Genomic DNA, 21,447 nt, shown 5'->3' with positions numbered 1-21,447 from the left:
TTAAGGAGGTGATCCAGCCGCAGGTTCCCCTACGGCTACCTTGTTACGACTTCACCCCAGTCATCGGCCACACCGTGGTAAGCGTCCTCCTTGCGGTTAGACTACCTACTTCTGGTGCAACAAACTCCCATGGTGTGACGGGCGGTGTGTACAAGGCCCGGGAACGTATTCACCGCGGCATTCTGATCCGCGATTACTAGCGATTCCGACTTCATGGAGTCGAGTTGCAGACTCCAATCCGGACTACGATCGGCTTTTTGAGATTAGCATCCTATCGCTAGGTAGCAACCCTTTGTACCGACCATTGTAGCACGTGTGTAGCCCTGGCCGTAAGGGCCATGATGACTTGACGTCGTCCCCGCCTTCCTCCAGTTTGTCACTGGCAGTATCCTTAAAGTTCCCGACATTACTCGCTGGCAAATAAGGAAAAGGGTTGCGCTCGTTGCGGGACTTAACCCAACATCTCACGACACGAGCTGACGACAGCCATGCAGCACCTGTATCTAGATTCCCTAAGGCACCAATCCATCTCTGGAAAGTTTCTAGTATGTCAAGGCCAGGTAAGGTTCTTCGCGTTGCATCGAATTAAACCACATGCTCCACCGCTTGTGCGGGCCCCCGTCAATTCATTTGAGTTTTAGTCTTGCGACCGTACTCCCCAGGCGGTCTACTTATCGCGTTAGCTGCGCCACTAAAGCCTCAAAGGCCCCAACGGCTAGTAGACATCGTTTACGGCATGGACTACCAGGGTATCTAATCCTGTTTGCTCCCCATGCTTTCGTACCTCAGCGTCAGTATTAGGCCAGATGGCTGCCTTCGCCATCGGTATTCCTCCAGATCTCTACGCATTTCACCGCTACACCTGGAATTCTACCATCCTCTCCCATACTCTAGCTGACCAGTATCGAATGCAATTCCTAAGTTAAGCTCAGGGATTTCACATCCGACTTAATCAGCCGCCTACGCACGCTTTACGCCCAGTAAATCCGATTAACGCTCGCACCCTCTGTATTACCGCGGCTGCTGGCACAGAGTTAGCCGGTGCTTATTCTGCGAGTAACGTCCACTATCCAGTAGTATTAATACTAGTAGCCTCCTCCTCGCTTAAAGTGCTTTACAACCAAAAGGCCTTCTTCACACACGCGGCATGGCTGGATCAGGCTTCCGCCCATTGTCCAATATTCCCCACTGCTGCCTCCCGTAGGAGTCTGGGCCGTGTCTCAGTCCCAGTGTGGCGGATCATCCTCTCAGACCCGCTACAGATCGTCGCCTTGGTAGGCCTTTACCCCACCAACTAGCTAATCCGACTTAGGCTCATCATTTAGCGCAAGGTCCGAAGATCCCCTGCTTTCTCCCGTAGGACGTATGCGGTATTAGCATTCCTTTCGGAATGTTGTCCCCCACTAAATGGCAGATTCCTAAGCATTACTCACCCGTCCGCCGCTAAGATAAGGTGCAAGCACCTCATCTCCGCTCGACTTGCATGTGTTAAGCCTGCCGCCAGCGTTCAATCTGAGCCATGATCAAACTCTTCAGTTTAAAATCATTAGTAGCTTATGGCTACAAATCTTGGCTCATCAATTTTCTGACTAAAAATTCGCTCAAATAAACTTCGAGAAATTTCTACCATTCAATCAATGAAATATTTTCGATCGATCAACCAGTAAAAATCCACACAAGTTGTTCTTCTATTCTCTTAATGATCTTCTCGATGATTCGTCATCATCAAGCTAGGTCGGCTATGTTACTCTAATCTAAACTAAAGTCAACAGGTAATTTCGATATTTTTTAAACCTACCAATCAACCCAAGAATCTAACCTTTCTAGCCAAATCCTTGTTTCTCAACAAGTTTTTATCTGCATCACCGCCGATGGATGTGCATTCTACAGCATTTCACTACCAACGCAACACCTTTTAAAAATTAAATGATTCGGTTGTTTTTTTTTTAAACTTTAACTTACCTAATTCACTGATTTATATAATTTAAAATTTATTAATTATCTTAAAAGTGAATTTAAATAAACTAACTAACTGAAATTTAAATATTTTATTAAAAATCTGTTTTTATTATCAGCAATAAAGCAGCTTTATTTTTATATTTGGCTTTTATTTTAACCACCTTACTCCATGCAAAAATCTGTCTCTTATTCGATTGATGTTTGAAATTTCACCACCCAGAATAAAAACAACGGCTTTGATCGCTCAAAACCGTTGTTTTCAGTATTGCAATAAGTACTTTCTCTTAAGGAGTACTCCCTCTCACAATATTCAAGAAGTATAGATGACGTTCATATTGATCAATAATGTCTTGGATTAAATCTTCTTGCGTCCAATCCATTACATCATAGTTTTGTCCACCCTCTCTTAAAAAGACTTCTGCTTGGAAGTAATTGGTCTCATCTTCCTCTGCTCGTCCCAACATGAAGCTTGGTGGAACAGTAGAATGTGAGATCACTTTATAAGTGAAGTTAATTTCATGATGATGATCGACATGCAGTTGCAGACCATTTTCGATTTCACGAATCCCCACTTCCAAGTGACGGCGTTTGAATTCACGCTGAATACTTTCAAAAGCCATACGAACTTGTGTGTCGATATAGTGCTGAACTTCAGTTTCAGTATGCGGATAATGCATGATTAAACCTAAACGCTGCTGCCAACTGCGTGGATTATTGATGGCACGTGGCGTAATACGCGCCTCTTGAATGGCCTTCATTTTGGTGACATCCAATTTTAAGGCTTTGAGCAAACCCCAACTCATAAATAACATGACCAATGTAAATGGCAATGCACTCATAATAATAGAGGATTGCAATGCAGACAGACCACCAACCAATAGCAGGATAATGGCCAAGGCTGCCATCAATACGGTCCAAAATAGTCTTTGCCATGTTGGAGAGTTTTCAGTCTTAGCTGTGAGATAATCGGTAACCAAAGCACCCGAATCCGCAGATGTTACGAAAAAGAGCATCACCAATACGGTTGCCAGCAAACTCATCACACCCGAAAATGGCAAATGATTTAAAAACTCAAATAAAGCGACTGATGAATCGTGCTGTACTGCTTGAATTAAGGCAACATTATGCTCTTGCATAATGCTAAACAGTGCTGCATTTCCTAAAAACCCCATCCAGATAATGGTGAAACCTGTTGGAATCAGTAACACACCCACAATAAACTCACGGATGGTTCGACCTCGTGACACGCGCGCAATAAACATACCCACAAACGGCGACCATGAAATCCACCATGCCCAATAAAGAATCGTCCAACCGCCAATCCAGCCATTAGGTTGATAGGCATATAGGTTGAAAGTCATGCTAAATAAATTCGAAATATACGATCCTGTATTTTGAATCGTCGTTTGCAGCAAGTAGATACTTGGGCCCGCAATAAATACAAAGGCGAGCAATACTAAAGCCAAGATTAAATTCAGTTCTGAGAGACGTTTTACACCTTTATCAAGTCCTAAAAAAACAGATAAAGATGCTAAAACACTGACAAAAATAATCAGGATCACCTGAACATTGCTGCTTTGCTCAACCCCAAATAGATAATGCAGACCTGAATTGATTTGCGTCACACCAAAACCTAAAGAGGTCGCAACCCCGAAAACCGTACCAATGGTCGCAAAGGTATCAATCCCATCCCCCCAAGGACCATAAATTTTCTTACCAATAATGGGATATAATGCTGAACGGGTTTTTAACGGTAAATTATGGCGATAAGCAAAATAGGCTAAAGCCAATCCAACCATGGCGTAAATTGCCCATGCATGTAAGCCCCAATGGAAAAAGGTAATCCTTAAGGCTTGTTGCGCAGATGCAATACTTTCAGAATCTCCACTCGGTGGGCTGACATAATGCATCACAGGTTCTGCAACACCGAAGAACATCAAACCGATGCCCATACCTGCGGTAAACAGCATGGCAAACCACGAACCATTGCTATATTCAGGTTGGCTATGATCGGGTCCTAACTTAATTTTCCCACTGGCAGAACAGGCAATATAAATCAGTAGAATCAGAAAAACAGCAACAGATAAAACATAAAACCAACTAAAAGAATCTGTAATCCATTGCTTTAACTGTTGGGTGAGAAGTTCAAATGAACTGGGTGCGATAATGACAATTGCGATAAAAATCGCAATGATAATCACCGTGCTTAAAAACACGTTTGGATTCACATTCGCAAACTGCGAAGATGGCTTGGAAGGCATAATTCCCCCATATTTTTTTAATGATAACGACAGACCCTAAGGGTCAAATAAGACATTCACAATGTGAACAAAAGCGAGTTTAAATTTTGCAAAAACTCGATATAAATTATAAAAAATGTGAAAAATAAAGCAGTTGTAATGCTGTAACTGTATTTATTCTTTATCGCTCGATTGCTTAGGTAAATGGGCAATATATTGCAATGCAATTAATCGAGAAACTACGACAGCGAGATACATCACCCCACCAAACATTTGTAGCATGGTTAATACTCTAGCGGCTGGGCTAATTGGCATCAAATCAGATAAACCCGTTGCTGATTGCAGACTAAAACTCAGAAATAATAAATCGAGCCAAACTTGTAAATCTTGTGGCTGATTTGGGTTTTGAAAACTATTGGGTAAAAGCAACTGGCAAATACTATATAAAAAGGCGAATGCCCAAGCGATGAGAGTAAAAACTGCACCTGCAGCAAATAATTCATCTTTGGTGAGATAACGATCTGCAAACATATAGCGTAATAATCCATAAGCCGCATAAAAATACGCTAATGCTTCAAAACTATAAGCGATAATTTGGATTGTCGAATTGTCATAGCCAATAAAAATTAAAATTGAAAATAGAAAAGCGCCACTGACAAAGATTAAGCCCCAAAATGTAAATACTGGTGTTTGGCGAATGACCTTGGCGATAATTAAGAGAGCTAAAACACCTAGTGACCAAGTTAAAGCACGATATTCACTATCTCCATAAGTCAACATCGCCATAACTAATAATGCCAATTGCACCAACAACAACCACGCAGAAGGTAATAAACGAAAACCACCCCAAAATTGTTTTAAGCTTTGCATGTTGTTTTCCTTGTGATTGTTATGATTTTCATTAAGTTAATGGCATCACACCGTATCTAAAAAGGCAACAATCATTTTAGAGAGTTCTTGTTGCAAACGTTGTTCTTCAATTAAAAAGGTATTTTTACTGGCATAACGCATCATGGTAAATAAAGTACTGTTAATAATCACAAAAGACTTGTGTTTTAAAGTCTCAAAATCCCAATGGGGGTAGTAACGTCCAAATAAGTACATCCCCACTTCCAAGAAATGCTGCTCCAATACTTGTGCCGCTTCTGAATCACTATAGGTATGCCAATTTTTTAAGATTTCGATAAAAAAACCATGATCTGATTTCAATGATTCAAAACCAAAAGTGATACTTAATGTGATGATGTCTTGAATAGCTGTTTGTTGTTGGAGCATCACTAACTGCTTTAGTGCTTGCCCTAAATTTTCGCTTTTACGTAACAATAGTTCAGCAACAATCTGTTCTTTATTTTCAAAGTATTGATAAATTGACCCGACACTTACCCCTGATTTTTCAGAAATTTTAGGTGTAGTTAATTGTAATACACCATATTCAGAAATACATTTTTGCGTTCCCTCCAGAATACTTTCGACGATCATTTTTGCACGTTGCTGCTGGGGTCTTTTTCTCATGTTCAGCCTTTATTAAAACGCGAATTGAATACGAATATTTATTCATATTAAGCTTTGATTAAATAACAATCAAAGGCTTTCTACAATGCAAAGCATCGTTAAACCTAAACGCTTAGCAGCGTTTGAAGACATGATTCAATCGAATATTAAAACCAAAATTCTTGGTTATATGACGCATCAACAAATTCAACCGAATTATCAAGAATATCTCGCCTTGAACACAGCCTTGCAAAGTGGTGATGCACCCATGGATCAACTGCTACTTTGGATACTTCAAAATCCCAAACAGCATCGAAAATATTTTGAAACGGCGCTGTATGAAGGTTTAGATAAGCTGCCGCTTGAAATTCCTGAACTCAACTGCTTCTTTCAATTGGTGGGACAAAAACCTGATTGGTATGAGCAAGCCAAAGTCGATCAAGCACTTAAATTTACCTATCGCCTAGGCATCAATAACGGACTGATCCTACGAGATTTATCTCTAATGACAGGTTATTTGTACCCTGGTTTTAACCAACCCTTGGTCCTGACAGGCGCATTAAAAAAACAGGCAGGTACACGTTTAGCCGAAACAACTAAATGGTGGGTCGATATCACCGAACAAGATGGGTTTGAACGTTTTAGTAAAGGCTTTACCTCCACGATCTTTGTGCGTTTTATTCACTCACTGGTACGCCATCAATTACAAAAATCGGAGAAATGGGATGCCGAGACTTGGGGGCTACCTATTAACCAATATGATCAGGCCATGACCAATATTGCCTTTAGTGGCGTGGTATTGATTGGTATAAGGGCATTGGGAATTTTTCCTAGCGCACAAGAAGTTGATAGTTTTTTACATTTTTGGAAATATGCGGGTTGGTTGATGGGCGTTGAAGAAAAATGGTTAGTGGATAATGAAGCTGATGGATGGAAGCTCATGTACTGGATGCAGTTTTCACATCCTCAATCTGATGAGAGCAGTATTTCTCTTGGCTCTAGTCTTTCCAAAGAACCCTTTGAACGGAAATATCGTTACTTACGCTCTTTTCAGCAAAAACTAGCCTATAAGCAACACCTCGAAATTACCCAGTTCTTTATTGGTCGCAAGAAAATGCAGAAATTGGGTTTAGCACCTCAGTCAGCCTCATGGTTTGCTTATTATTTAATTGGTCGAAATCTAGCACTTTATACAGGTGCGAAACATATTCCAAAATTAAATCAACTGCTTGAAGAAAAAGGGCGGCATTTGCAACGAATCGGTTTGTCACTCTATCATAATCAAGCTCAACAACTGGCCAGTATGCATCAATAATAGAAAAAGCCCTCAAAATTGAGGGCTGTAATTTTTAGGATTCGATCTATTTAGTGATCAGATGCACCAGAGATACCAATACCTGTTTGTGAACGAACAAACTGAGCATCGAACGCTTTACGCTCTTTCTCTGCACGTGCAGTTTTATCAGTTACTGAGAAGAACCAGCAGCAAAGGAAAGATAATGGCATCGCGAAAATTGCAGGGCCATTGAATGGATTCACTGGAGTATCTGAAAGTTTCAAGGTGTCAACCCAAACCGCTTTAGACAGAATGATTAGGGTTACAGCAGTCACTAGACCAACAACACCACCGATCACCGCACCGCGTGTCGTTAAACCTTTCCAGAACATAGACAATACAAGTACTGGGAAGTTTGCACAACATGCAACAGAGAATGCTAAACCAACCATGAACGCAACGTTTTGTTTTTCGAACAAAATCCCTAGAATCATGGCAAAGATTGCTAAACCTAAAGTCGCAATTTTTGACATACGTAATTCAGATTGAGGCGTTGTTTGACCTTTTTTGAATACGTTTGCATATAAGTCATGTGAAATCGCAGATGCGCCTGAAAGTGTTAAGCCTGCAACTACAGCGAGAATCGTTGCGAATGCAACCGCTGAGATGAAGCCCATGAACAAGTCACCACCGACTGCATCACTTAAGTGAACCGCAGCCATGTTGTTACCACCAACCAACTCTAATTTACCTGTTACCGCTGCTTTCGCAACATCAAGGAATTGAGGGTTGTTTGAAACGAATAAGATCGCACCGAAACCAATGATGAAAGTTAATAGATAGAAGTAACCAATAAAGCCTGTTGCAACAACAACTGATTTACGTGCTTCTTTAGCATCTTTAACCGTAAAGAAACGCATTAAGATATGTGGTAAGCCCGCAGTACCAAACATTAATGCAAGACCAAGTGATAAAGCATCAATCGGGTTTGCAGCCAATTTACCAGGCCCCATGATTTTTGCAGCTTCATCCCAGCTAATGCTGTGAGATTGGCTATACACACCAATCGCTTGATTGAACATGTTTGAAAAACTAAAGCCAACAGCTTTCATCACCATGAATGCCATGAATGTTGCACCACTGAGTAACATTACGGCTTTAATGATTTGTACCCAAGTGGTTGCTAACATACCACCAAAAATTACGTATGCCATCATCAACAAACCGACGATTACAACCGCAATATTATAGTTCAAACCAAAAAGTAATTTGATTAACTGACCTGCTCCTACCATTTGAGCAATCAGATAAAATGCAACCACAACTAAAGAACTTAATGCAGCTAAGGTACGAACTGGTTTTTCTTCCAAACGGAAAGAAACTACATCAGAAAGATTATATTTACCTAAGTTACGTAAACGTTCAGCAACAAGGAAAAGTACGATTGGCCAACCGACCATGAAACCAAGTGAATAGAGCAAACCATCAAAGCCTGAACTGAACACAAGTGCTGAAATACCGAGGAACGATGCGGCTGACATATAGTCACCTGCAATCGCTAAACCATTTTGGAAGCCACTAATTCCACCACCTGCGGTATAGAAATCAGCTGTATTCGTGGTTTGTTTTGCTGCCCACTTAGTAATAAACAAAGTGAAACCAACAAAAATGGTGAACATGATGATTGCATGCCAGTTTGTTGCCTGTTGCTCTGCTGCACCTAAATCAGGGCTAGCAAATGCAACGTGAGAACAACATAGGCTTGCAAGCGCGAACAGTTTCGCTTTGAATGACGTCCCTTTCATCTCAGTGCATCCCTTTTTCATGTGTGATTGCCTCAACTTCCTTGAGAGCCTCTTCATTCAACTGATCAAGTGTATTATTGGCGATGTATGAATAGACACCACACAATAAAAATGACAGTACGATAATGCCTAAACCGAGGGGCATGCCCCATGTTGTTACACCACCACTAAAAGAACTTGCTAGGAACTCTTTGTTATAGCCAACTAAAAGCATAAATCCGACATAGATAAACAACATGATTGCTGTTAATGTCCAACTTAATGTACGTTTTTTGCTGACCATTTCTTGAAACTTTGGATTGTGTAGAATGCGTTCTACCTGTGAGTCATCCATCATTAACTCCTTATTTTTGTGTCCAGCCGTGGACCCCTTTTTACTAGGGATTTTTCATTATTTAAATTAACAAGATTATGCTTGACTCGTAACTTAGACTTTGGTCTCTAAATACAAATCTCTGCTCATAACCCTTTTGATGCTTCGGGTATGATAGAAAATGGAGTTTGATCACGTGAGCAATATGAACAATTGGCTTATTATTGGGGTACTTGCCCTATATATCGTGCTGTTATTTGGCTGTGCTTTTTTTGGAGAAAAACATGCCAGTCGCTTAAGCACACGTGGTCGTATGTTGATGTTCAGCTTAACTTTAGGCGTATATTGTTCATCTTGGACATTTTACGGCGCAACAGGTGCAGCAGTCCGTGAAGGTATTATTTTCCTCCCGATCTATCTAGGTCCGTTGCTATTTATTTGGTTTGGTTACGATATTTGGAAACGTTTGGGTCGGATTCGACAGCATCATGCGATTTCGTCAATTGCCGATTTCGTTGCTGCTCGCTATGGCAAAAGTGGCAGCTTAGCGGCACTAGTCACCATTCTTGCAGTGATTGCAATTATCCCTTATCTCGCTTTGCAATTAAGAGCGATTGCATTGAGTGCCTCCGTTGTACTCGAACAGAATGCACATGTTCATACCACCACAAATAGTGTGTTATTACTTACAGCAGTACTTGCGATTTTGGCTATGATTTTTGGCACTCGGCATATTGCACATACCGAACAACACGGCGGCTTAATGCTTGCAGTCGCTTTTGAATCTTTTGTGAAACTGTTTGCGTTACTCAGTGTTGCAGTTTTTTTCTTATTCCAATCCCCCGAAAATATCAAACAAGTCAGCAATGATATCACTCAACATTTTCAAGATTTGCAACAATTAGGGGTTCCTGAAACCTTCTGGGTACAAACCTTACTCGCTGCGCTAGCTATGATCTGTTTACCGCGACAGTTTCATGTTGCCGTAGTCGAATTGCGTGATGAAAAACATATTCGTGGCGCAAGACGTTGGTTTGCAGCGTATTTGATTTTGACCATCATGGCGATTATTCCTATCGCCAGTTGGGCCTTACACTCCCTTCCTGATACATTAGGTACACCTGATATTGCGGTATTGGCCTTACCACTCAGCTATCAACAAGATTGGTTGGCATTACTCGCTTTTTTAGGTGGTTTCTCTGCTTCAACAGGTATGTTACTGGTTGCCTCAGTCGCACTTTCTATCATGCTCAGTAATGATTTAATTATGCCTGCTTTATGGCACTTTAAGATTATCTCTCGACACGACCAACAATTACCCAAAGTACTCAAACTGACTCGAAGAATTAGTATTATCAGTGTGATGTTACTGGGTTTTTTATTCTTCCACTTTTTTAATGACATTAATCAATTATCAGTATTTGGCCTATTGGCTTTTAGCGCAGTTGCGCAATTTTCGCCAGCCCTCATCGGTGGTTTATATTGGCGTGGTGCAAGCCGTCAAGGTGTCTATGTCGGTCTGATCATAGGCTTCATCATGTGGAGCTACACACTATTATTTCCTACTTTGTTGCGTAGCCTCCCAGAACAATATCAAGCGTTCGCACAACATTTATTATTGTTTGGGCCTTTCGATATTAATAGCTTACGTCCAGAAGCTTTACTTGGTTTTGAATCTTTTGCACCATTGACCCATGGTGTCATGTGGTCTTTGGGACTGAATATTATTTGCTATATTTGGGGTTCTCGTTTGTATCGCCCAAGTGTTGCGGAACAGATTCAGGCTGAAAGCTTTTTCTACTATGAAAGCAAACCTTTACCCTCTACCCAGACAAACCTTGATTTAACCGATTTACCGCAAAATGCAGCGCGGCTCAAAGTTGGCGATCTATTGGCTTTGGCTAAACGTATTACAGGTGATCGCCCTACAACACAAGCGTTCCAGCAATTTTGTGAACAAAATCATGTCGTACTCAATGAAAATCATGTTGCAAATGGCATGTGGTGGCGCTTCACTGAACAATACTTGGCAGGCATTATTGGTGCTGCATCAGCACGTACTTTGCTCACCACTGCCATGATCAATAATGGATTAGCACTGGGGCAAGTCGCGAATATTCTCGATCAAGCTTCACAATGGCAACGCTTTAACCAAAACCTTTTGATGACCATGATCGACCACATGACTCAAGGGGTGAGTGTTGTTGATAAAAATATGTGTTTGGTTGCATGGAACAATCAATATCTTACCTTATTTGATTATCCTAAAGACCTTGTTTATGTCGGTTGTCCAATTGCAGATTTAATTCGATATAACGCAGAACGTGGAGAATGTGGACCCGGTTCAGTTGAAGAACATGTCCGTAAACGAATTCACTGGATGAAAGTCGGTAGCGCCCATGAATTTGAACGTATTCGTAAAGATGGCTTGGTCATTCAAATGCGCGGTAATCCTATTGAGGGTGGAGGATTCGTCACAACCTTCGCCGATATTACTGCGTTCCGCGAGAATGAAGCGATTCTTGAAGAAAGAGTGAGTGATCGAACTCAACAGCTTGCAAATGCACTAACTGAACAGCAACTTGCCCGTGAACAAGCCGATAAAGCCAATCAATCTAAAAGTCGATTTTTGGCAGCGGCCAGTCACGATTTACTGCAACCGATGCATGCAGCACGTTTGTTCAGTACAGCATTAGAACAGAGTGTCAGCTCAACTGAAGACCAACAGACCTTACAACAACTTGATCGCGCACTGTATGGTGCTGAAAGCATGCTCTCTGCCCTACTCGATATTGCCCGTTTAGAAGGTGGAACCATCCAACCCAAACGCCAAGCCTATTCATTACATGACCTCTTAAATGATCTTGAATTGCAATTTAAATCAATTGCAGCGCAGCGTAATATTCAACTGTCTGTACACGATACTCAATTCTGGGTTGATACCGATCCACAATGGATGCGACGAATTATTCAGAATTTCGTTAGTAATGCATTGCGTTATACAGCACAAGGTCGTGTCGTTATTGGTGTATTACGTTCTGCACAAAGACCAAACCATATTCGAATCGGTGTTTGGGATACAGGACCTGGCATCAATGAACAACAACGGGTGAAATTATTCCAAGAATTTGAGCGTTGCGGGCATACCTCACCTTGGGGTGAACAAGGACTTGGTCTTGGTCTTGCGATTGTTCAACGTATGACGAGCCTGCTCGATTTCCCAGTGCATGTCTATTCAGAATTAGGCAAAGGTTCTTGCTTTATGATCGAAGTACCGCTAGCCGAAGCACCAAAAATTCAAGTGACTACAGCGCATGTGACCGCACTGCAACATACTGCATATAAAGTGCTTTGTTTAGACAATGATGAAACTATTTTACAAGGTATGCAGACTTTATTAAGCAAATGGGGCTATCAAATTTTTACAGCAACTGAGCCATCGGAAGCACTAAAAATAATTGAACAAGAAGATATTCAAGTGTGGTTAATCGATCAGCATTTAAATCATGATCAACGGGGATTAGATTTTATTGAACAATATCGCCCTGCACATATTCCAGTTGCATTAATTACAGCAGATTCTGATCCTGAGTTGCCTCAATATTTGAAACAGCAAAATATTATTCTATTGAAAAAACCGCTCAAACCAGCGGGATTACGTGCTTGGCTTTCTGGTTTAAAAATTATGCCGATGAGCTAAATGGCAAAATATTTTGAAACATAGGCAAAAACCATCAAAAAAAGAGTGCTGAAATGACAAAAAATTGACCAAAGTGCTCAAAAGCTTATTGGCTATGGCAAAAACGTTCACTTACACTAGTGAACGTTTGTACACTTACTTACAATTAATTAAGATATTGTTTTTATTAATGAATACTACCACAAAAACCACATCTACAACTTTAGTCGTATTCTAGTTGTTTTCTGAATAACGCATAAATTGATCAAAATGATAGGAACCTATGTCTTTGCTGTTTTAGGTTTCTAACACAATCGCCATAAAGGACATGATCATGAATAGCAATCAAGCCACTTCAGAACATAACGAGTTACAGTTTTATCGCCAATACAGTGCAAATGCATTATTACCAGAGCTCAACTGGCAGGATATTTTTGTACAGAGCAACTTAGATGATACTCATCTAAAAGCATTGAATACACTTTATCAAGCAGCCGTCCCCCTTGCCCTCAATGTATTCCATGAGCTGAATTTTGATGTATTTGCACCATCAGCTTATCAGCCACAAGGTCTAGGACTATTTGAAAAACTAGCGTTGCAAGAACAAAAATTCTTGGATGTATTAGAAACAGAATCCGCTCATTTAGATCATGAAACACGTCATCAAATGTGGAGTATGCTACTTCGTGGTGGTGCCGTGTTGGTCTTTAAAGCATGGTTAGGTCATGTCAAAGATGGCGAAAATCAACTGGATAAAAGTCAGTTCGATGAACTATCAGATTTATTATTTATTAAAACTCGCCCAGAGCAATTAGCACAGCGTTTAAACGTAGATGCCAATGCAGAACTGACACACATTTTTTTGATGCATGAAAACGATGTATTTTTAGATCATTTCAATAGCTTGGAAACAGCGGCTTTATTTGTAGATTTAGGTGTGTATGACGCTGCTTTCTTAAGTTTACGTGATGATCGCGTCGCAGAATATCTCATCGCAAAAAACTATGTAACTCAAGAACAAATTGATGATTTGCAGTGTGCATTAAATCCATTGTATTGCGATAGTTTGATGCCTAAGCAAGACTGTTTGGCTTAACTTAAAAATAAAAACAAGGTGGAAAACCCACCTTGTTTTTTTATAGCTTAGAATTTCATACTGATTCGAGTCCAATAGTTTCGACCAATATTGTTATATTGAGTATCAGCAGGATAAAAACCTGTTGCAGCGCCACCTTTATTTAAGTGTTCAGCATAGGTCTCATCAAGGATGTTATCTATCCCGACCGATAACTCAACATTTTGAGTTAGTTTATAGGCACCATTTAAAGACAGCGTGTTAAAAGCCTTACTTTCCCCCATATCATAGCCAACTATATTTCCTTCGTTCTTGCTAATACGATCTTGTTTCGCAACAACGCGCCATAAGATACCTAAAGAATAATTATCAGCGACATAACGCAAGTTCAAGCGTGCTTCCAAAGGTGCAATTTGCGGTAATGGCTTATTGTCCGTGGTATTTTCTCCCCACGCATACATTGCACTCACATCGGTTTGGATTTGATCTGTAAATTTATAGCCTACACCTAATTCTGCACCTGCAATCGTGGCATCTACATTACGAATTTTCGGGGTAAGCATCTCATTATCAGGATCATCATAGCTGATCAACATAAAGTCTTTAATCACACCAACATAAGCAGATGCCCAGCTATTGTATTTCCCATGATCAAGTTGATAACCCAAATCAAGTTGGAGCGTTTTTTCATTGTCTAGATATTCCAAGTCATCCATTGTTCTGGTTGCACTCGGCATTGGCATATTGCCATGACCGCCATGACCGCCATGACCATTCATGTCATCCATACCCATGTTTGTCGATGGTAATACTGTCCGATAAATTTCCCAGAAATCAGGCGTACGCTCTACATAGCCTAAACCAATATAGCTTTTCAAATCATGTTGCGGCATGAGATTTTCTAGGCGAATAAAACCACTAGGTACAGTATTCTTACGCGATTTATTGCTCGCTAGATTTTCAATTTCCACATGGTCAATACGAGCGCCTGTAATCACTTTATTATTATCATTTACAGGAATGGTTGCTTCAGTAAATGCACCATAACTTTGAAAACTGAGTGTCTCATCCATTGCTGGCGGCAAATCACCACGCATGTACATATTGCCCGCTTGTTTATTGTGCTGAGAATCAAGTCCTGAAATGAGACTGATTTTATCCCACTCTGTCGTGATCGCTGCTCTTGCATTAAGCGTACGGCGAGTGACGTCCATTGCCATAGGCATACCATCTGCTGGCACATCTCTCAAACTGAAATTATCCATAATGTGATCATTAAAACTATAATCGACTTGTGCTTCGATTTTTTTAATCACCTCACTAATATTGCGTTGTTCTAGATGTAGTCCGAGACTTTCACGTTTAAATTGCGATCCATCAAGTGAACGCCCCGCATAAGCCGACTCACCATCGCCTTTTCCACCCTGCAATTCAATCCACGTGTTTTCAGTTGGTGTCCATCCTAAGGCAAGATCAGCACCCCAACGCTCCCAATTTGAATGAACATCCTTACCATCACCATCTTGATAGTCATTGGCGACAGAACGGTTCGCATTAATACGTGCATAAGCAGTGTCATTGCCAATCGCCGCATCTACATTATGATCTAATCGACCGTATGAGCCTGCAACCACACTCGCTTGACCTTTATAGTTTTGATTTTGATCGAATTTCACTGGATCTCTTTCAAATAAAACTGTTGCTGCAGAACCTGGTGTTGGATAGCGAACGGTTTGAGGTCCTTTAATCACGGTAATACGATCAAAACTCTCAGGCGAAATATATGAGGTTGGATTATCCATACGCGCTGGACATGCACCCAGTTCCTCAGAACCGTCATTCAATACTTTAATTCGTGAACCAAACATTCCTCTAAAGCTGATATCACCATTCGTTCCCCCACTGCCTATACTGCTAAAACCAGGAATAGTTTTCAAATATGCAGCACCATCCGAAGCAGGAACAGGCTGAATCGGCTGTTTAGGATCACTATGCACAATCAAACCATTTGCATCATTTGGTTGTTGTGCCGTAACAACAATCGGTGCTAAGACAACAGGTGTACGTTGTTCTGACTGAATGTCCGTATTTGCCCACAAGAGTGTGGTATTTGAAGCAGCCAAGATCGCAACCGTCAGCGGCTGTAATAAAAATTTAGTTTGAGCCATGATTGGTCTCTCTTAAAACATAAGTAAAACTAGGCTAGAGTTTTGAAAACCCTAATAAAATTGACGTTTTAATTTATGCAAAGAGTGGCGGGGCTCGCCCTTGAGGCAATAAAAACAGCCGTTGCAGTGCAAAATAAACATGCTTAAATGCCTGTTGATACGCGACTAAACGGATTTGGATTCGAACTAAAACCTCTTTCACGCCGAATTCAGGCGGTAATACCAAATTGGCATACACCGTACAGTATTGACACTGGTGATTTGGATCGTGATGGTCATGTTTCGACATCAAGCTTTGATGTTGTTCAAGCTGATGTGAATGATGATGCATATTGTGCGATACAGACTGCTGTTCAGATTTTAATTTAGGCAACAATAACGCTTGGGTAATCGTTTCACAGACAGGTGCAATCTGATATTGCTTCGGGAGCAGTGGCTGCAAAAACACCGCAATCTGTAAACAGACTGCGGTGAATGCAAGCATTAAACCACTACGAAGCAATAAAGGCATTTAAACAGACCTAATATAATTTCTTAACGTTTAACCGCAACTTTTTCTTTATCGCGTTGACGCACAATTTTCTCAACTTTCTCACGTGCACGTTGACGTTTTAATGGTGATAAATAGTCTACAAACAGTTTTCCATTTAAGTGATCCATTTCATGTTGGATACAAACTGCGAGAAGTTCGTCAGCTTCTAATTCAAATGGTTGACCTTCAAGGTTAATTGCCTCGATTTTTACACGTGACGGACGCGCAACTTTATCGTATATTTGAGGCACAGAGAGACAGCCTTCTTCGTACGGCTGCGTCTCTACGGTCAGTGGAGTGACTTTGGGGTTAATGAACACCATCGGTTGGTTTTTCTCTTCAGAGATGTCCATAACAATAAGCTGAATATGATGATCAACCTGAGATGCCGCTAAACCTATACCCGGTGCCTCGTACATGGTTTCAAACATATCTGCTGCAAGCTGACGAATATCATCAGTGACTTCTTCGACTGGCTTAGCAATGGTTCGAAGACGGGGATCAGGAAAACTTAAAATAGGTAATAAGGCCATACCGTTCCTCATTTATGCCATTGATCAGAAAACCAACTGAAGGGAATGCTTGATCAAAAAATTGTGTGTAAGGTCGTTATTATAACGCAACTACACACATAATTTTTAGGAATTATGATAATGAAAAAGGTTTTAAACGGCATACCATCATTTCATGCCTTGGGGTTAAAAAAACAACTGATTGCTGCTGCAATTTGTGCAGGATTAGGCATGAGCATAAACCTTACTCATGCGGCAAGCCCTAATGCAAACCCACCATCCGTAAAAGCGGGTGCACCACATGTCTATGTGGTGAAAAAAGGGGATACGCTTTGGGATATTTCAGGCAAATTTTTAAGCAAGCCTTGGCGCTGGCCTGAAATTTGGGCAAGCAATAAACATGTCAAGAATCCACATTGGATTTATCCTAGTGATCGCTTACTACTTTGTAGTTTGAACGGTAAGCCACTCATTGGTAAAGATGAAGGCGATGGTTGTGATGGTATCATTCGCCGTTACTCTGGCAGTGGATCTACTTTACGTCCAAAAGTTCGTATTGAGGCGCTCAATAATAGTGTTCCTGTAATTCCACTGGCACATATTCAACAATGGTTAGAACGTACCTCTATTCTTCCAGCGAATGCGATTGCAAATACCCCATATGTATTGGGTACAGCAGATAATCGTGTGTTGGCTGGTAAAGGTCAGAACATTTATGTTCGTGGTCAAGGTATCGAAAATGGTCAACGTTATGGCGTATACCGTGAAGGCGAACCGTATATCGTGCTTGATGAAAAAGGGAAGAAACAGAATCTAGGTGTTGAGCTCACGCAAGTCGCTTCTGGTGTTGCGATTACCAATGAAAAAGACATTACCACCTTTGAATTAACTGATAGTTATAATGGTGAAGTACGTCGTGGCGACCGCATCATGCTTGAACAAGATGCGATGTTACCTACTTTATTCTATCCAACTGAACCAAATCAGGTGAAAGATGGTGGTAAAGTCATCCGCGTGATGGGATCTCTGGGTACAGCAGCAAAAAATGGTGTTGTCACCGTTGATCGTGGTACAACGGATGGGATTGAAATCGGACAAGTCTTTAGTGCTTACCAAGATGGCGAAACTGTACGTGATCCAAAAACCAAAGAAAATGTGAAATTACCAGGGCAATATGTTGGTAGCATCATGATCTTCAAGAGTTTTGACCGCATCAGTTACGCTTATGTATTAGAGAGCGAATTACCAATTAAACTTGGTTCAAATATCAAGCCACCTCGTCTTGATAACTAAGCTCTAATTAGAAATGTTGAATCAGCTATCGCCCCATCATTATCATACTGTGTTGGTGTGGTACTTGGTTCAACACTCCCTTTCTAGTTTTCAAAAAATTCGAAACTATTTCGGTAGTTGTACGGAAGCAGTCCAAACACATCGCCTTTCTGAATGGCAACAGCTCGGTTTACACAAAAATCATTTAAAACGTCTAGAAGAATTCCAAACCCCACATGGGAAACAGCAATTTGACCACATGGTTCAATTGATTTGTCAGCATACTGATTTTATTTTAACCCCTGAAGATATCGACTACCCTACTCAACTTTTACCTTATTCAGATCATCCTCCAATTTTATTTGGTCAAGGTCAAGCTCAAGCATTATTACAACCCCAAATTTCCATGGTTGGCAGTCGTAAACCGAGTCCTCACGGGAGACAGGTTGCCTATGATTTTGCTTATTATTTAAGTGAAAAAGGATTTTACATCAGCAGTGGTTTAGCGCATGGAATTGATGAAGCAGCCCATCGTGGTGGCTTAGCCCATCATCGAACAATCGCTGTGACAGGAACAGGCTTAGATACAGTTTATCCTTCGCAGAACATCAAACTTGCACAACAGATTACTCAATCAGGTGCGATTGTCACCGAGTTTCTCCCGACGACAATGCCTTTGCAACAGCATTTTCCACGTCGTAATCGTATTGTTAGTGGTTTAAGTCTTGGTGTGGTGGTTGTAGAAGCGGCATTAAAGAGTGGCTCACTCATAACTGCAAATGAGGCAGCAAATCAAGGAAAAATGGTATTTGCTATTCCAGGGCACATTTATAGTGAGCATCATCAAGGCTGTCATCAATTAATTCGTGAAGGTGCAACCTTGGTCGATCATCCTGAACAAGTCATTGAAGACTTAGCTTTACCTACACAATGGCAAGTACAACAACAAATTTCCGAAGAACCTGTAACCATCACGCCAAGCTTACCAACACATTTGATTGCTCTTTATCAAAGTCTTGACTGGGTTGGACAAGACTTGGATGAACTTTCTCAACGTCATCCAATTCCGATTGCAGAACTCACAGCCCAATTAATGGAATTAGAATTACTCGGTTTCTGTATACAACAGGGCGGTCGCTATTTACGTTGTCGTCCAATTCATTAAAATAACCTATCTTTGTCGCTAAATATAATCCCATGATTACCTCATCAATTTCGGAAGCAGCACAGCTTTTGAAGCAAGGACAAGTTCTTGCTTATCCAACAGAAGCAGTTTGGGGCTTAGGCTGCGATCCATTCAATCAACAAGCTTTTCAAAACATTCTTGAGCTAAAACATCGCCCAATTGAAAAAGGAGTCATTTTATTAGCAGGTCACTTAGGGCAAGTTGAGCATTTGTTACGAAGCTTAGCCCCAAAGATACGTAAGCAAGTGATTGATAGTTGGACGGATCGTGTAGCAACTGAAAGAGCAACTACGTGGTTACTCCCCGCTGATGAGCACATTCCTACTTGGATTAAAGGTCAACATCCATTGGTTGCTGTACGTGTAACCACGCATCCTTTGTGCGTCGAACTCTGTAATGCTTTTGGCGGCTTTATTGTATCGACCAGTGCCAATCCCGCGGGACTAAATCCAGCACAAAATTTAGAACAAGCTCAAGGTTATTTTGGTCCATCCCTGAATTATTTAGAGGGTGATTTAGGACTTAGCCAAGAACCTAGTCGAATTCTCAACGCTTTAACTGGTGAAATCATTCGCGCTTGATTATGTAAATAGCGGACAAAAAAAAGCTCAGTTATATAGGGATAACTGAGCATAAAAAGGATGTGTATAATCACATCCAGAGGGTCTGCAAATTGGTTGAGTATATTCATCATTAAAAATGAATCTAGCTACTCTGAAAGCTATTATGGATCAATCATTTGATTTATACAAATATATTATTTCTCTAACAAAAAATGTGAAAAGCGTACCATTTTTGTCAGTTTTAAAATTTCAATAAAATTATATTTCTATTTTTATTGAAATTTTTTTGATCACAAACTTGATAAATATCTAAAATATATTTGAAAATCATATAGAAAGAATCTTCATTAAATAAAAATTTTGATGTGTTTGTCGCTATTTCAAACAATTTTATACCATCATTTCATATTTAAGTGGAGCTTTCAATCCATTCTACAGGTGCTTTCTCCGTTTTCTTTTGCGCTAAAATGATACCGACCAAAATCGTCACACCGCCTAAGGTATGGTAGATCGTCCAATGCTCAGATAGCCATACACTTGCAATAATTGCAGTAAATACAGGCATCAAATTCATAAAAATACTAGTACGGTTTGGACCAATGGATTGAACAGCAACCATCCATAATAAAGGTGCAATCAGCGATGGAAACACGCCTGCATACAATACACTTGCTGCATTATTTACATTAATTGCATCTAAGCCCAACCAAAGTAGAAATGGAAGATGGTATAGCAATGCAAAGGCGATTTGGGTATAGAGACTGGTCATCAATGGCAATTGTACTTGCCATTTTTTTAGAAAGACGCCATAAAATGCATAAAAGCCTACAGCCAAGACCATGACAGCATCTCCCCAATGGCCTCCTTGATCAAATAAGCGAGAGAAATGCCCTTGGCTCATCACATAAAGTAGGCCGCAAAATGATAAGAAACTGCCAAAGATTGCAAATCGATTTGGTTTATCTTTTAAAATAATATAAGAGATAAAAATGGTAAAAACTGGAACAAAGGCATTTACAATACCCATATTTGTTGCAGTGGTATAATGTGCTGCTGTATAAGAAAGCCCTTGATACAACACCATTCCAAAAGCGCTCAGAACTGCTAATTTAGGAATATATGGGCGAATCAAAGCTCGCTGTTTCCATACTTTAGGCAACATAAATGGTGTCAAAATGAGAAAGGCAACAAACCAGCGATAAAAACTAATACTGACGGGTGAAATATAGTCCGCAACATAACGAGTCACTGCAATATTTAACGACCAAATTAAGACTGCTATCAATGGCAGTACAAATGCCCATTTTTGGTATCTACTTAACTGAGTCATCAGCCATCTCACAATATTTCTAGATTAGGAATATTCTGAAAGATGT

15 protein-coding genes and 1 rRNA gene are annotated in these 21,447 nt (G+C 40.5%); 6 read left to right on the top strand and 10 right to left on the bottom strand.

Annotation, left to right across the window (positions count from 1 at the left end):
* Window position 1: 1 nt before the first annotated feature.
* The 4 genes from O1449_RS00800 to O1449_RS00785 all read right to left on the bottom strand — a co-directional run bounded on the left by O1449_RS00800 (window position 2) and on the right by O1449_RS00785 (window position 5,711).
* Window positions 2-1,539: ribosomal RNA gene (locus O1449_RS00800) — 16S ribosomal RNA — on the bottom strand.
* Between the two features lie 704 nt (window positions 1,540-2,243).
* The gene (locus O1449_RS00795; protein ID WP_269238889.1) at window positions 2,244-4,220 is read right to left on the bottom strand and encodes a BCCT family transporter; all 1,977 of its coding nucleotides are present in this window, start codon (window positions 4,218-4,220) and stop codon (window positions 2,244-2,246) included.
* A 153-nt stretch (window positions 4,221-4,373) separates the two neighbouring features.
* Window positions 4,374-5,069, bottom strand: coding sequence for an ion channel (locus tag O1449_RS00790; protein ID WP_269229087.1), 696 nt, complete (start codon window positions 5,067-5,069; stop codon window positions 4,374-4,376).
* Between the two features lie 45 nt (window positions 5,070-5,114).
* Window positions 5,115-5,711, bottom strand: coding sequence for a TetR/AcrR family transcriptional regulator (locus O1449_RS00785; protein WP_269229088.1), 597 nt, complete (start codon window positions 5,709-5,711; stop codon window positions 5,115-5,117).
* Window positions 5,712-5,796: 85 nt separating this feature from the next.
* Between O1449_RS00785 and O1449_RS00780 the strand changes: the two genes are divergently transcribed.
* A complete protein-coding gene (locus tag O1449_RS00780) occupies window positions 5,797-7,005 on the top strand; it encodes an oxygenase MpaB family protein (RefSeq protein ID WP_269238888.1) in 1,209 nt (402 codons plus the stop codon).
* Between the two features lie 50 nt (window positions 7,006-7,055).
* Here O1449_RS00780 and O1449_RS00775 read toward each other — a convergent pair whose 3' ends face one another.
* Window positions 7,056-8,771, bottom strand: a complete 1,716-nt coding sequence (locus O1449_RS00775; protein WP_269229090.1) for a cation acetate symporter — start codon at window positions 8,769-8,771, stop codon at window positions 7,056-7,058.
* Window position 8,772: 1 nt separating this feature from the next.
* Window positions 8,773-9,105, bottom strand: coding sequence for a DUF485 domain-containing protein (locus O1449_RS00770; protein WP_050041932.1), 333 nt, complete (start codon window positions 9,103-9,105; stop codon window positions 8,773-8,775).
* Window positions 9,106-9,289: 184 nt separating this feature from the next.
* Here O1449_RS00770 and O1449_RS00765 point away from each other — a divergent pair, with 184 nt between their 5' ends.
* Window positions 9,290-12,784, top strand: a complete 3,495-nt coding sequence (locus tag O1449_RS00765) for a hybrid sensor histidine kinase/response regulator (RefSeq protein WP_269239647.1) — start codon at window positions 9,290-9,292, stop codon at window positions 12,782-12,784.
* A gap of 313 nt (window positions 12,785-13,097) precedes the next feature.
* Entirely contained in the window at window positions 13,098-13,859 is a 762-nt protein-coding gene (locus tag O1449_RS00760) for a hypothetical protein (protein ID WP_269238887.1), read from the top strand.
* Window positions 13,860-13,906: 47 nt separating this feature from the next.
* Here O1449_RS00760 and O1449_RS00755 read toward each other — a convergent pair whose 3' ends face one another.
* From O1449_RS00755 to def, 3 genes are all read right to left on the bottom strand, one after another.
* On the bottom strand, window positions 13,907-16,006 hold the full coding sequence (locus O1449_RS00755; RefSeq protein ID WP_269238885.1) for a TonB-dependent copper receptor: 2,100 nt from the start codon (window positions 16,004-16,006) through the stop codon (window positions 13,907-13,909).
* 73 nt (window positions 16,007-16,079) lie between these two features.
* Entirely contained in the window at window positions 16,080-16,517 is a 438-nt protein-coding gene (locus tag O1449_RS00750; RefSeq protein ID WP_269229092.1) for a DUF2946 family protein, read from the bottom strand.
* A 23-nt stretch (window positions 16,518-16,540) separates the two neighbouring features.
* Window positions 16,541-17,071, bottom strand: coding sequence for a peptide deformylase (gene def, locus O1449_RS00745; RefSeq protein WP_269238883.1), 531 nt, complete (start codon window positions 17,069-17,071; stop codon window positions 16,541-16,543).
* A 120-nt stretch (window positions 17,072-17,191) separates the two neighbouring features.
* Here def and O1449_RS00740 point away from each other — a divergent pair, with 120 nt between their 5' ends.
* From O1449_RS00740 to O1449_RS00730, 3 genes are read left to right on the top strand one after another with little or no spacing between them, the layout of a single operon-like run.
* Complete coding sequence (locus O1449_RS00740) at window positions 17,192-18,343, top strand: LysM peptidoglycan-binding domain-containing protein (RefSeq protein WP_269238882.1); 1,152 nt, start codon at window positions 17,192-17,194, stop codon at window positions 18,341-18,343.
* 13 nt (window positions 18,344-18,356) lie between these two features.
* Window positions 18,357-19,487 carry a DNA-processing protein DprA gene (dprA, locus tag O1449_RS00735; protein ID WP_269238881.1) on the top strand — a complete coding sequence of 377 codons (1,131 nt, stop codon included), beginning with the start codon at window positions 18,357-18,359 and terminating at the stop codon, window positions 19,485-19,487.
* A gap of 32 nt (window positions 19,488-19,519) precedes the next feature.
* A complete protein-coding gene (locus tag O1449_RS00730) occupies window positions 19,520-20,089 on the top strand; it encodes a Sua5/YciO/YrdC/YwlC family protein (RefSeq protein ID WP_269238878.1) in 570 nt (189 codons plus the stop codon).
* Window positions 20,090-20,480: 391 nt separating this feature from the next.
* Here the strand turns inward: O1449_RS00730 and O1449_RS00725 are convergent, their stop codons facing one another.
* A complete protein-coding gene (locus O1449_RS00725; protein ID WP_269238877.1) occupies window positions 20,481-21,401 on the bottom strand; it encodes a DMT family transporter in 921 nt (306 codons plus the stop codon).
* Window positions 21,402-21,447 lie beyond the last annotated feature (46 nt).

The organism is Acinetobacter sp. TR3, from assembly GCF_027105055.1.
GTDB lineage: Bacteria > Pseudomonadota > Gammaproteobacteria > Pseudomonadales > Moraxellaceae > Acinetobacter.
The sequence above is the reverse complement of the archived record's forward strand: the minus strand, read 5'-3'. Positions and strand labels throughout refer to the sequence as shown.